This window comes from Kineococcus gynurae (assembly GCF_042433995.1).
In the GTDB taxonomy this organism is placed as follows: Bacteria; Actinomycetota; Actinomycetes; order Actinomycetales; family Kineococcaceae; genus Kineococcus; species Kineococcus gynurae.
Window position 1 is genome coordinate 152923 of sequence record NZ_JBHLUI010000009.1, and the last position, 12458, is coordinate 165380.

Annotated in this window: 13 protein-coding genes; 3 read left to right on the forward strand and 10 right to left on the reverse strand. The window is 74.8% G+C overall.

The window, feature by feature from the left end; translation table 11 throughout:
- The first annotated feature begins 112 nt into the window (after nt 1-112).
- The gene (locus tag ACFFKU_RS12315; protein WP_380138322.1) at nt 113-1009 is read left to right on the forward strand and encodes a LysR family transcriptional regulator; all 897 of its coding nucleotides are present in this window, start codon (nt 113-115) and stop codon (nt 1007-1009) included.
- Between the two features lie 7 nt (nt 1010-1016).
- Here ACFFKU_RS12315 and ACFFKU_RS12320 read toward each other — a convergent pair whose 3' ends face one another.
- From ACFFKU_RS12320 to ACFFKU_RS12365, 10 genes are all read right to left on the reverse strand, one after another.
- The gene (locus tag ACFFKU_RS12320; protein WP_380138324.1) at nt 1017-1787 is read right to left on the reverse strand and encodes an ABC transporter ATP-binding protein; all 771 of its coding nucleotides are present in this window, start codon (nt 1785-1787) and stop codon (nt 1017-1019) included.
- Nucleotides 1784-2884, reverse strand: a complete 1101-nt coding sequence (locus tag ACFFKU_RS12325; protein ID WP_380138326.1) for a FecCD family ABC transporter permease — start codon at nt 2882-2884, stop codon at nt 1784-1786. The genes ACFFKU_RS12320 and ACFFKU_RS12325 overlap by 4 nt, the downstream gene beginning before the upstream one ends.
- Nucleotides 2881-3909 carry an ABC transporter substrate-binding protein gene (locus ACFFKU_RS12330; RefSeq protein ID WP_490054852.1) on the reverse strand — a complete coding sequence of 343 codons (1029 nt, stop codon included), beginning with the start codon at nt 3907-3909 and terminating at the stop codon, nt 2881-2883. Before ACFFKU_RS12330 ends, ACFFKU_RS12325 begins: the two co-directional genes overlap by 4 nt.
- Nucleotides 3910-4026: 117 nt before the next feature.
- Nucleotides 4027-4569, reverse strand: coding sequence for a GyrI-like domain-containing protein (locus tag ACFFKU_RS12335; protein WP_380138327.1), 543 nt, complete (start codon nt 4567-4569; stop codon nt 4027-4029).
- A gap of 80 nt (nt 4570-4649) precedes the next feature.
- Complete coding sequence (locus tag ACFFKU_RS12340; protein WP_380138329.1) at nt 4650-5999, reverse strand: ammonium transporter; 1350 nt, start codon at nt 5997-5999, stop codon at nt 4650-4652.
- Between the two features lie 135 nt (nt 6000-6134).
- Nucleotides 6135-7193: an LLM class flavin-dependent oxidoreductase gene (locus tag ACFFKU_RS12345; RefSeq protein WP_380138331.1), complete on the reverse strand. Its 1059-nt coding sequence runs from the start codon at nt 7191-7193 to the stop codon at nt 6135-6137.
- Between the two features lie 3 nt (nt 7194-7196).
- On the reverse strand, nt 7197-8498 hold the full coding sequence (mshC, locus tag ACFFKU_RS12350; RefSeq protein WP_380138332.1) for a cysteine--1-D-myo-inosityl 2-amino-2-deoxy-alpha-D-glucopyranoside ligase: 1302 nt from the start codon (nt 8496-8498) through the stop codon (nt 7197-7199).
- A 34-nt stretch (nt 8499-8532) separates the two neighbouring features.
- Nucleotides 8533-9396 carry an Rv2133c family protein gene (locus ACFFKU_RS12355; RefSeq protein ID WP_380138698.1) on the reverse strand — a complete coding sequence of 288 codons (864 nt, stop codon included), beginning with the start codon at nt 9394-9396 and terminating at the stop codon, nt 8533-8535.
- Between the two features lie 62 nt (nt 9397-9458).
- The gene (locus ACFFKU_RS12360) at nt 9459-10016 is read right to left on the reverse strand and encodes an Rv2134c family protein (protein WP_380138333.1); all 558 of its coding nucleotides are present in this window, start codon (nt 10014-10016) and stop codon (nt 9459-9461) included.
- A 10-nt stretch (nt 10017-10026) separates the two neighbouring features.
- Nucleotides 10027-10770, reverse strand: coding sequence for a histidine phosphatase family protein (locus ACFFKU_RS12365; protein ID WP_380138335.1), 744 nt, complete (start codon nt 10768-10770; stop codon nt 10027-10029).
- A gap of 81 nt (nt 10771-10851) precedes the next feature.
- Between ACFFKU_RS12365 and corA the strand changes: the two genes are divergently transcribed.
- A complete protein-coding gene (corA, locus tag ACFFKU_RS12370) occupies nt 10852-11829 on the forward strand; it encodes a magnesium/cobalt transporter CorA (RefSeq protein WP_380138336.1) in 978 nt (325 codons plus the stop codon).
- Nucleotides 11826-12458, forward strand: coding sequence for a GDSL-type esterase/lipase family protein (locus ACFFKU_RS12375; RefSeq protein ID WP_380138337.1), 633 nt, complete (start codon nt 11826-11828; stop codon nt 12456-12458). Before corA ends, ACFFKU_RS12375 begins: the two co-directional genes overlap by 4 nt.

The window sequence follows — 12458 nt, forward strand, 5'->3', positions numbered from 1 at the left end:
TGGTGCGGGGTGCCCTTCCACTATCGGTTGTCCCGGGCAACTCATCGACGTGATGACCGACTTATCAGCTATCGTGTTCCGCGATAGCCCGGAGCGAGGCGGGAGGAACCGGATGACCGTCGACCCGTCGGTGGCGAGCGCCGGCTACGACCCGGTCCAGCTGCGCACGTTCCTGACCCTGGCCCAGACCCACAGCTTCACCCAGGCCGCGGCGCGGCTCGGGGTGCGTCAGTCGACGGTGAGCCAGCACCTCAAGAAACTCGAGAGCAGCGTCGGACGGGTTCTCGTGCAACGGGACACGCACACCGTCGACCTGACCCCGGACGGCGAGGCGATGATCGGGTTCGCCCGGACGATCCTCACCGCGCACGCCGAGGCGAGCGCCTACTTCTCCGGGGTCCGCCCCGTCGGGCGGTTGCGGATCGGGATGTCCGACGACCTGGCCCTGACCCGGCTTCCGCAGATCCTGCGCGACTTCCGGGCCGAGAACCCGCGGGTGGACCTGGAACTCACGGTGGACCAGTCCGGGACGCTGCACCGGCGCCTGGGCAACGACCGGTTGGACATCTTCATCGGCAAGCGTCCCAGCGGGTCCGGCGAGGGGACGCTGGTGAAACGGGAACGGTTGGTCTGGGTGGGGACGCCCACCACCCGCCTCGACCTCGGGCAGCCGGTCCCGCTGGCGGCCTACCCCAAGGAGTCGATCTCGGCCCAGGCCATGCACACCGCGCTGGGACGGGCCGGCCTCGGTTACCGCTCGGCCTGCGTGTGCCGGGGGGTGAACGGACTGATCGCCGCGGTCGCGGCCGGGATCGGGATCTCCTGCCTGGCCGCCTCGTTGGTCCCGGTGCAGCTCGTGGCCCTCGGTGAGAAGCACCGGTTGCCCGAGCTCGGCACGATCGACCTCGTGCTGCTCACCAACCCGCGCACCGCCGACCGTCCCGCCTCGCGGGCGCTGGCGGCGGCGGTGCTGGCCGGGGGGCCGAGCACGCTGCGCCCCTCCCCCTGAGCCCCGCTCAGACCCGCACGCCCACCCGGTAACGGATGCTCGGCCGACCCTCGGCGTCGTGACCGACCTCGGCGGCGACCCCGTAGACGTCGGCGATGAGCTCGGGGGTGAGGACCGCGGCGGGGGTCCCCGCCGCGACCGCCCGCCCGGCCCGCAGGACCAGCACGGTGTCGCAGAACATCGCGGCCAGGTTCAGGTCGTGCAGCGCGACGACGGTGGTCACCGGGAGCCGCGTGACCAGGTCCAGGACGTCGAGCTGGTGGCGGATGTCGAGGTGGTTGGTCGGTTCGTCCAGGAGCAGCTCCCGCGGCTGCTGGGCCAGCGCCCGGGCGATGTGGGCCCGCTGCTGCTCACCGCCGGACAACCGGCGCCACAGCTGCTCGGCCTTGTCGGTCAGTCCGGTGCGGGCCAGCGCCTCGGCCACCGCGGCCTCGTCGGCCGCGCGGTCGCCGCCGAAGGAGGTCCGGTGCGGGAGCCGTCCGAGCTCGACGACCTCGCGCACGGTCAGGTCGACCTCGGTGGCGGCGTGCTGACCGACGACGGCGACGGCTCGGGCCACCTCCCGGCGCGGCACCCGGGTCAGGTCGCGGCCGTCCAGGGCGACGACCCCGGCCGTGGGCCGCACGACCCCGTCCAGCAGCCGCAGCAGCGAGGACTTGCCCGACCCGTTGGGGCCGAGCAGCCCCACCGTCTCCCCCGGCGCCGGGGCCAGGCTCACCCCGTCGACCACGAGGCGACCGCCCCGGTCCCAGCTGACCGTGCGTGCGTCCAGGGTCATGCCGTGCCCCTCGCGAACCGGCTTCGGGCCGAGCCGCGCAGCAGCAGGGCGACGAACGCCGGGACGCCGACCAGCGCCGTCCCCACCCCGACCGGCAGCGGGGTCGGGGCGAAGGCGACCCGGGACCCGGCGTCGACCCACACCATGAACACCGCGCCGAGCGCGGCGGTCGTGGGCAGCAGCCGGGTGTGCAGGGGCCCGACCAGGAAGCGCGCCGCGTGCGGCAGGACCAGACCGACGAAACCCACCGCCCCGGCGACACTGACCAGGACGGCCGTCACCAGCGCGGTCACCACGAGCAGCAGGGCCCGGACCCGGGCGACGTCGATGCCCAGGGTCGCGGCGACGGCGTCGCCGAAGGCGAAGGCGTCCAGCTCGCGGGCCCGCAGCAGGCAGACCGCCAGGGCCAGGACCACCGCCACGGCGCAGAGCACGACGTCGTCCCAACGCACCCCCTCCAGCGAGCCGAGCAACCAGAACAGGACGCCCCGGCTCTCGTCGGAGTCGGCGAAGGCGAAGATCGCCAAGGAGGTCAGGGCCGAGAACAGCTGGGTGCTCGCGACCCCGGCGAGGATCACCCGGTCACCGTGCCCGCCGACCAACCGGTCCAGCAGCAGCACCGTGCCGAAGGCCACGAGGGCACCCAGGAAAGCACCCCCGGACAGGCCCAGGACCCCCGCCCCCAGCCCGAGGAACCCGACCAGCACCGCCCCGGTGGAGGCACCCGAGGAGATCCCGAGCACGAACGGGTCGGCCAACGGGTTGCGCAGCAACGACTGCAGGATCGCCCCCGACACCCCGAGGCCGGCGCCCACGCAGGCCGCCACCAGGGCGCGCGGCAACCGCTCGTTCCAGACGATCGCGTCCTCGGAGACCCGCACCGGGATGTCGGTGAACCCGAGGTGGTTGGTCAGGACGTCGCGCACGTTGACCGCCGAGACGTCGGCCGGGCCCAGCGTCGTCGCCGCGACCACCGAGACGACGAGGACCACCAGGGCGGCCACGGGCACGAGGACGGCGCGCGCCCGGCCCCGCCGGGGCGCACGGGGGGCCGCCCGGCCGTTCCCCCGGGCGGGTAGGGATCGCAGGGTGCTCATGCCCCGGTCGTCGACAACCCCGCGGCGAGTTTCTCCAACCCGTCGACGGCCCGGATGGACGGGTTCATCTCCGCCCCGTGCAGAGCGACGTAGTGCTGCTCGCGCACCGCGGTCATCGTGGCGGTCAGCGGGTCGGTGCGGAGGAACTCCTCCTTGTCGGCCAACCGGTCGCCGGGGAACCGGTCGCGGGCGAGGTCGCCCAGGACGAGGAACTCCGGGTCGCGCTCGACCACGGTCTCCCACCCGACGGCCGTCCAGTCGTCGCGCAGGTCGTCGAAGACGTTCTCCACCCCGGCGTCGACGGCCAGGGCGTGCGGGGCCCCCGTCCCCCCGGCGACGTAGGGGGTCTTCGTGTCGGCGAACCAGAACGCGACCGTGCGGTCGGAGGCGTCGATCGTGGCCAGGGCCGCCTGACGGCGCTGCTCCAGGTCCGCGACGAGCTGCTCACCGCGGTCGCGCACGTCGAAGATCTCGGCCAGTTCGCGGATCTCGACGTAGACGGCGTCCATGGTCAGGGGTGTGGAGCGCTTCCCCCCGCCCCCGTTGATGCTCACGCCGTGGTCGCAGTCGGTCGGCGACAGGTAGGACTCGATCCCGCTCTCGGCGAACCGGGCGCGTTCGGCCACCCCACCGGTCTTGTAGTGCCGCCCGAAGGAGGCGGTGACGAACCCGGGGTCGGTGTCCAGCACGACCTCGTAGGTGGGCGCGTTGTCGGCCAGGCGTGGCACGTCCGCGTTCGCCGCCTCCAGCGCCGGGAGCACCGGGTCGGTCCAGGACGCCGTCCCGACCACCCGGTCGGCCAACCCGAGGGAGAGCAGGATCTCGGTGGACCCCTGGTCGAGGGAGACCACCCGCTGCGGGGCCGCGTCGAACGTCACCGTCTGGCCGCAGTTGTCCAGGGTGAGCGGGTACCGCGTGCTGCCCTGCCCCGCCTCGGCCGGCGTCGCGGTCGCGGCGGGGACGGGTTCGGAGGCGCCGCAGCCACCGAGAGCGAGGCCGAGCCCGAGGGCGGCCGCGGGCAGCAGGGTGGTCGACCGCAGGGGCCGGAGGGGCCGGAGGGGCGCGCGCACGGGACAGGTCTCCTCGGTCGGGGAGCTCCCACCGGTCGCGGGGAAGCGAAGCCTGACCTTACCCGAGGTTGATCACCCGGGTGGACGAACCCTCGTCCCCCCGTCGGGCCGCGACGCGCCGCCCGGTCGGCCGAGCGGCAGCAGCAGGTCGGTGCGCGGCGTCCCGGGCTGCGACGGGTCGCTCACGTAGACCTCGACGAAAGTCCCGGCGGGTTCGGCCCCGGACTTCTCCAGCAACCGGACCCAGGCCGCCCCCAGCCCCTCGTAACCGCCCAGGTGCGAGACCGCCACGGCCGGACCGGCCGGGAGCACCGAGGCGACCACGTCGCTCTCCCCCGCGGCGCCGGGCAGCGCCCGCTCGAGCGGGACCTGCAGCGGGAACCCGATCTCGAGGTCGAACACGCCCTGGGGATCGCCGCGGTAGACGGCCACGGCGGGTCCGGCGAGCTCCACCCCCGCCGCGGGCAGCGCCCCCAGGCGCCGGTAGCCCGTGTCGAACAGCCGGGGCAGGTCGGCCAGGGTGGCCCGCTCGGCCCGCAGGACCGCCAACGGCACGGGGTCGAGCTCGATGCGCTGCGGCTCCACCCAGGGTTCGCCCGGCGTCAGGTCGCTCATGGAGCCATCCTGCCCGCTCCCGGGTGGCGCCCGGACGGACGCGCCGAGGGGACGCGCCCAGCCGGACGCGCCCGCCGGGGTCAGTCCAGGACGGTCTCCACGACCGGGGTCGAGGCGCTGCCCCGGCGGGGGGCGGCCGTCGCGATCGGGTGCGGCAGGGAACCACCGCCGACGGGGCTGCCCGCGGCGAGGTCGTAGGCGCTCTCGGCGTGCACGGCCACGTCGACGCCCTGCACCTCGGCCGCCTCGGTGACGCGCAGCCCCATGACCGCCTTGAGCACGAGGGCGAGCAGCAGCGTCACCACGAAGGAGTAGGCCATGACCGCGCCCGCGGCGACGGCCTGCACCCCGAGCAGGCCGAACCCGCCGCCGTAGAACAGCCCGGCGCGTCCGTTCGGCGCGGCGTCGGTGGCCAGCAGCCCGATCAGCAGGGTGCCGATCACGCCGCCGACCAGGTGCACGCCGACGACGTCGAGGGCGTCGTCGTAGCCGAAGCGGTGCTTGAGACCGACGGCGAGCGGGCACACCGCACCGGCCACCAGACCGACGAGCAGCGCGCCGACCGGCGACACGGCCCCGCAGGAGGGCGTGATGGCGACGAGCCCGGCGATGGCCCCGGAGGCGGCCCCCAGCGTGGTGGCATGGCCGTCGCGGAGCTTCTCCACGACGAGCCAGGCGAGCAGCGCGGCGCAGGTGGCACCGAAGGTGTTGAGGAACACGACCGAGGCGGCGTTGCCGGCGGCCAGGGCCGAACCACCGTTGAACCCGAACCAGCCGAACCAGAGGATCCCGGCGCCGAGGACGGTCGCGGGCAGGTTGTGCGGACGGGACGGACGCGGCCACGACGTGCGCCGGCCGAGCACGAGCACGAGGGCCAGCCCGGCGATCCCGGCGTTGATGTGGACGGCGGTGCCCCCGGCGAAGTCGATGGCCCCCAGGCGGTTGGCGATCCAGCCCCCGACGACCGAACCGTCGGCGGCGTCGAACGCGAACACCCAGTGCGCCACGGGGAGGTAGACCAGGCTCACCCAGAACCCGGCGAACACCATCCACGCCCCGAACTTCATGCGGTCGGCGACGGCCCCGGCGACGAGGGCCACGGTGATGGCCGCGAACAGGGCCTGGAACGCCGCGACGAGAGCGGGCGGCAGGGTCAGGTCGGGCTGTTCCACGAGCAGCTGGCCGAGGCCGAGGTACTCGGTGACGTCGCCGAGGATCCCGACGCCGCCGTAGGAGTTCCCGAACACCGCGGAGTAGCCGTAGAGGATCCAGAGGACACCGGTCACGGCGACCGCGCCGAAGACCATCATCATCATGTTCAGCGTGCTGCGGGCCGCGGTCATGCCCCCGTAGAACAGGGCGAGGCCGGGGACCATGAGGCTGACGGCCATCGACGAGGCCAGGATCCAAGCGGTGCTTCCGGTGTCCACGGGTACCTGCTCACTGTCGTCGGGACGGGAGACGCGGCCCCGGCGCGGCGGCGACCCGGGTCACCGCCTCCCGCGGGGAGACGTCGTTGAGCGACAGTGAACCGTCGACGGGTTTCGGTGGAGCACCCCGCCCGGTTACGTCTGGGTTTCCCGGGGTTCCCGGGGTTCCCAGCCCAGCAGGGGCCCGAGCCGGGTGGCCAGGTCGGTGAGGATCTGCCGGTAGTCCTCGGGCTGGAACGCGAACGGCAGGGCGAAGACCACCTCGTCGACCGCGCGGAACCCGGCGTGGGCGTAGAGCTCCTCGGCGATCCGCTCGGCCGGACCCACCAGGTCGGGGGCGAACATCATCCGGGCGGGTCCCTGCGGTGCGCGGGTCCGGGGCAGGCGCGCCTCGGCGTAGGCGGCGTAGGCGGAACGCTGCGCCGCGGTGGCCGAGTCGGTCGGCACGACCACGAGTCCCTGCGAGGCCCGGGCCGCCGCCCCGGCCGGGTGCGCGGCCCGGAACGCGCCCACCTGCGCGGCCTGCACGGTCGCGAAGTCCGTGACCTCGGGACCACCCGGTTCCAGCGGTTCGGCCTTGACGATCGAGGAGGACAGCAGGTTCAGCCCGTGCTCGCCGGCCCACACCGCCGAGCGGGTGCTGCCCGCCCCGAACCAGGTGCGGCGCAGCAGCCCCGGCGCGTGCGGTTCCACCCGGGGCGAGAACACCTCGACGCCCCGGGTCCCGGTCAGCGTCGAGACCTGCTCACCGGCCAGGGCCCGCAGCAGCCGTTCCATCCGCTCGTAGCCGAACTCCTCGGCGTCGGCCGTGCCCGGGTACAACGCGTCGCGGTAGGCCTCGAAGTTCATGGGCCGTCCGGTCGAGAACCCGGGGTTGAGCCGGCCGCCGCTGAGCACGTCGACGGTGCCCAGGTCCTCCGCCAGCCGCAGCGGGTTCTCCCACCCCAGCGGGGTGACGGCCGTCCCCAGCTCGATCCGCGACGTCCGCTGGGTGGCCGCGGCCAGGATCGCCGTCGGCGAGGAGATGCCCGGTTGCAGGTGCCGGTGGCGCAACCAGACGGAGTCCAGACCCAGCTCCTCGCCGAGGACCATGAGGTCGAGCGTGAAGGCGTGCCCCGGTCCGGGGTCGGCCGGGTCGAAGGTCCCCATGGTGAGAAAACCCAGTCGACGCAACGGCGTCCCGGGCGCGGGCACGGCTCAGCCCTCCCGGTCCTCGACCGGCACCGCGACCCCCAGCAACCCGAGCACGGTGCGGCGCACCAGGTCCGGCGCCCCCCCGTCGTCACCGGAGCCGGCCAGGGCGGCGGCGGCCCAGGCGTCGACCGCCGCGATCGCGGCCGGGGCGTCGAGGTCGTCGGCCAGCCGCGCCCGGACCGCGGCCAGCACCGCGGCCCCGTCGGGACCGGCCGGCGCGGCGAACGCGCGACGCCAGGTCGCGAACCGGTCGCGGGCCTCGCCCAGGACGGCGTCGGTCCACTCCCAGTCGGCGCGCCAGTGGTGGGCCACGATCGCCAGCCGGACGACGGCCGCGTCCTCCCCGGCGGCGAGGAGCTTCGAGACCAGGACCAGGTTGCCCCTGGACTTGCTCATCTTCTCGCCGTCGAGAGCGACCATCCCCGAGTGCGCGTAGACCCGGGCGAACGGCTGCGCGTCCGGGCGCAGGAGGTCGGCGTGCGCGGCCCCCATCTCGTGGTGGGGGAACACCAGGTCGCTGCCCCCGGCCTGGACGTCGATCGGCATCCCCAGGTGCTGCAACGCGATCGCCGTGCACTCGATGTGCCAGCCGGGCCGGCCGCGGCCGAGGACGTCGGCGTCCCAGGCCGGTTCCCCGGGCCGTTCCACCCGCCACAGCAACGGGTCCAGGGGGTGCTGCTTGCCCGGGCGGTCGGGGTCGCCCCCGCGTTCGGCCGACAACCGCAGCATGGTCGCCTCGTCGTAGCCCGACACCTGACCGAACGCCGGGTCGGACCCGATGGCGAAGTACACGTCGCCGTCGGGCTCGCCCTCCCGGCCCGCGACCCGGTAGGCGGCACCGGCGGCGAGCAGGTCCCGCACGCCCTGGGCGACCAGGTCGACGGCCTCGACCACGCCGAGGTACTGCTCCGGCGGGACGACCGCGAGCGCCGTCATGTCGTCGCGGAACAGCTGGACCTGGGAGGCGGCGAGCTCCTGCCAGTCGACGCCGGTGGCGGTGGCCCGTTCCAGCAGGGGGTCGTCGACGTCGGTGACGTTCTGGACGTACCGGACGCGGTGCCCGGCGTCGCGCCAGGCCCGTCCGAGCAGGTCGAAGGCGACGTAGGTGTTGGCGTGGCCGAGGTGGGTCGCGTCGTAGGGGGTGATCCCGCAGACGTAGAGGGTGGCCTCGCCCGCGACGTCCTGGGGGCCGGTGGGGTGCCGCTGCCCCGTCGCGGTGTCGTGCAGGACGACCCGCGGTCCGCGACCGGGGAGGAGGCCCTCGCCGGGCAGGGTGGACGGGGCGGGGGCGGGCCAGGAACGCACGGGGTCAACGTACCCGTCGGTGGGGGGTCGACCCTCAGAAGGGCGGCCAGGGCAGCGGGTTGCCGCGGTGGGGGCGGGGCAGGCGGTCGGTGTCCAGGAGGTGCTGGACGCGTTCCAGGGTGGCCACGACCTCCTCGACGGCGAGCAGGGCGCTCAGCTGCTCGCCGAGCTCGCCCTGCAGGGCGTCGGCCAGCCGGGTGAGGACGTCGCGCTCGGACCCGCTCAGGCGGTGCCCGGCCCAGCCCCACAGCACGGTCCGGAGCTTGGGCTCGACGTGGAAGGTCAGCCCGTGGTCGACGCCGTGGACGCCGCCGTCGCGGCCGGGCAGGACGTGCCCGCCCTTGCGGTCGGCGTTGTTGACCACGGCGTCGAGCAGCGCGATGCGGCGCAGGCGTTCGTCGTCGGCGTGGGCGAGGACCACGGGGCGGCCGCGGCCGTCCTCGGCGTGCAGGACGGTGAGCCAGCCCTCGGGGACGCGGCGGGGGCTGAGGATGTCGATGAGGTCGGCACCGGGGGTGGGCAGCGGGATCTCCTCGACGTCCTCCCCCGCGTCCTCCTCCTCGTCGGTGGCGGTCCCGTCCGCGGGGTCGGGACCGGGGTCGGATCCGAGGGGGCTCAACCAGAGCTGCACGCTGCCCTCGCCGGCCGGTCCGTCGCGGAAGACGGTGGGGGGCACGACGTCGAAGCCGGTGGCGGCGGAGACGACGTAGGCGGCCACCTCGCGGCGGGCCAGGGTGTCGTCGGGGAAGTCCCACAGGGGTCGCTCCCCGGCGACGGGCTTGTAGACGCAGGGCAGCTCGCGGCCCTCCGCGTCGTGGACCACCGCGTAGAGGGTCGCGTTGGAGGCGTCGACGAGTCGACCGCGGACCTCCAGCTCGCCGCCGGCGAGGCGGGCCAGCGCCTCCTGCTCCTCGACCCCGGCGAAGACGCCACCGGAGCCGGGTCCCCCGGAGGGCGGGGTCAGCGCCGGTACCCGTTCGCGCGTGGGCAGATGTGGCCGGTGGCGTCCAGGGGGTTGGTGCAGAACGGGCAGGGCGGACGGCCGGCCGCGACGAGGGCCAGCGCCCGGGTGGTGAAGGCGCGGGCGCCGACCCCGTCGAGGGAGACGCGCAGGACGGCCCGGGAGGGGTCGGGCGAACCGAGGACCTCCTCCTCGGGTCCGTCCCCGTCCTCGTCGACCTCGAAGCACTCGATGACGACGACGTCGCGCTCGCCGTCCCAGGCCAGGCTCATGGTGCCGACCCGGAACTCCTCCTCGATGGGGGTCTCCAGGGGCGCGGTGTCCTCGCTGCCGGTGGTGGCCAGCGCCGGGACGGGGGCCTGGCCGCCGCTGCGGCGCACGACCTCGTCCAGCAGCTCCGCGACCCGTTCGGCGAGGGCGGCGACCTGGGCCTTCTCCAGCGCGACGGTGGTCATCCGGGTCCCGCGCCGGGCCTGCAGGAAGAACGTGCGGGAACCGGGTTCGCCGACGGTGCCGGCCACGAAGCGTTCCGGGGGGTCGTAGTCGTGCACGGGCATGGTCGTGACCCTACGCGCCACCGCCGACGACGGCGTCCGAGGCGTCGACCGCGGGGACGGCTGCGGCGCCGGGCGCGCGCCGACGCCGCTTCTTCGGGGGGACGAGACCGCCGAGGTCGCCCCCGCAGTCGTTCATCCGCAGCACGAAGGGGCGCAGCGGCGCGTAGCGGACGACCGAGACCGAGCAGGGGTCGGCGGTGATCCGCTGGAACTGGTCGAGGTGCAGGCCGAGGGCGTCGGCGAGGATCCCCTTGATGACGTCGCCGTGGGAGACGGCCAGCCAGAGGGCGTCGGGCCCGTGCTCGGCCGCGACCCGGGCGTCGTGCTCGCGGACCGCGGCCACGGAGCGGGCCTGCATGGCCGCCAGCCCCTCGCCGGGACGGCCCTCGGGGTCGGCGCCGGGGAAGATGGCCGCCGAGGGGTGCGCCTGCACGGTGCGCCACAACGGTTCCTTGGTCAGCTTGCTGATCTGCGCGCCGGTCCAGGACCCGTAGTGCGCCTCCCCCAGCCGGTCGTCGACGACGGGGACGGGGCGGTGCTCGCCGGAGGCGAGCAGCCGGTCGGCGGTCTCGCGGCAGCGCTGCAGCGGGGAGACGACCGCGGTGACCAGCGGCAGCGCGGCGAGCCGGGCGCCGAGCGCGTCGGCCTGCGCCCGGCCGGTGTCGTCGAGGGCGACGCCCGGGGTCCACCCGGCGAGGACCCCGGAGGTGTTGGCGGTGCTGCGCCCGTGTCGCACGAGCAGGAGGGTCGGCACCCGCGGAAGCCTACGTCGCCTCCGGCCGGCGCCCCGGTCCGGCGGGCGGCAGAGGCGGGGCGACGCGGGCAGACTGCTCGGGTGATCGTGGACGTGGCGCACTACATCGACGGCGAGCGCCGGGAGGTCTCCGACCTCGACGCGGCCCTGACGGCCTGCCTGCCCGGGGACGGCGACTTCGTCTGGATCGGGATGAAGGACCCGACGCGGGCGGAGTTCGACGAGGTGGCCGGGGACCTGCGGCTGCACCGCCTCGCGGTGGAGGACGCCGTGGTCGGGCACCAGCGCCCCAAGGTGGAGCGCTACGGCGACAGCGTGTTCGTCGTGCTCAAGGTCTTGGAGTACGACGACGCGACCTCGGCGGTGGAGACCGGGGAGATCATGCTGTTCGTCGGTCCGCACTTCGTGGTGACGGTGCGTCGGGGCGAGGTGGGCTCGTTGCGCGGGGTGCGGCGCGAGCTGGAGGGCGACGCGGGCCGCGGACGGTTGCGGCGGGGCCCGCGGGCGGTGCTGCACGCGGTGATGGACCACGTGGTGGACGGCTACGTGGCGATCGACGCGGAGCTGGAGCAGGACGTGGAGGAGATGGAGGAGCAGGTCTTCTCCCCCGCCCGCACCTCCGACGCGCAACGCATCTACTCCCTGAAACGGGAGGTGCTGGAGGTGCGCCGGGCGGCGGCGCCGCTGGTGGATCCGTTGCGGGAGCTGGTGAACCGCGACGGCAGCGACCCCGACGACCACGCCCTGTTCGTGCTGCGCGACGTCCTGGACCACCTGGTCCGCACGGTCGAGCACGTGGAGGGTTACGACCGGTTGCTGACCGACATCCTCAGCGCCCACCTGGCCCAGGTGTCGGTGCAGCAGAACGACGACATGCGCCGGATCTCGGCCTGGGCCGCGATGTTCGCGCTGCCCACCCTGATCGCGGGGGTCTACGGCATGAACTTCGACAACATGCCGGAGCTGAAGTGGCACTACGGCTACTTCGCCTGCCTGGCGCTGATGGTGACGGCGTGCTCGCTGCTGTACCGGGCGTTCAAGCGGTCGGGGTGGTTGTGAGCGCGGCCGGGGGTGACGGGCCCGACGTGCGGGTGTGCGCGGTCGGGGACTCCTTCGTCGCGGGCGTCGGCGACCCCGAGCACCTCGGCTGGTTCGGACGGCTCGCGGCGGGCGCCCACGCGGCGGGTCGGCCGAGCACGACGTACCCGCTCGGCGTCCGGCGCGACACGAGCGCCGACGTGCTCGCGCGATGGCGGGCCGAGTGCGTCGCCCGGTTGCCCGCGGGCGTCCGGGGCGGGGTGGTCGTCTCCTTCGGGGTCAACGACACCACCGCGGTGCCGACGGCCGCCGGGGTCCGGGTGCCGCCGGCGCGCTCGGCGGCGAACCTCGACGCGCTGCTGCGGGAGGCGGACGGGCTCGGCTGGGCGGTGCTGGTGGCCGGGCCGCCCGCGGTCGCCGAGGAGGCCCACAACGATCGCACGGCCGTCCTCGACGCGGCCTTCGCGCAGGTCTGCGCCACCCACGGGGTGCCCTACGCGGCGGTGCTGGACGCCCTCCGGGTCGACCCGGTGTGGCGGGCCGAGGTCGCCGCCGACGACGGCGCCCACCCCCGCGCGGCCGGCTACGCCCGCCTCGCCGGGCTGCTCGCCCCGGCCTGGACGGCGTTCCTGGACCGGCTCGGGGGGTAG

What these genes read in the sequence shown, in the direction of transcription:
- ACFFKU_RS12315 (WP_380138322.1), top strand. Translation starts at nt 113, where the DNA reads ATGACCGTCGACCCGTCGGTGGCGAGCGCCGGCTACGACCCGGTCCAG.
- ACFFKU_RS12320 (WP_380138324.1), bottom strand. Translation starts at nt 1,787, where the DNA reads ATGACCCTGGACGCACGCACGGTCAGCTGGGACCGGGGCGGTCGCCTC.
- ACFFKU_RS12325 (WP_380138326.1), bottom strand. Translation starts at nt 2,884, where the DNA reads ATGAGCACCCTGCGATCCCTACCCGCCCGGGGGAACGGCCGGGCGGCC.
- ACFFKU_RS12335 (WP_380138327.1), bottom strand. Translation starts at nt 4,569, where the DNA reads ATGAGCGACCTGACGCCGGGCGAACCCTGGGTGGAGCCGCAGCGCATC.
- ACFFKU_RS12360 (WP_380138333.1), bottom strand. Translation starts at nt 10,016, where the DNA reads ATGCCCGTGCACGACTACGACCCCCCGGAACGCTTCGTGGCCGGCACC.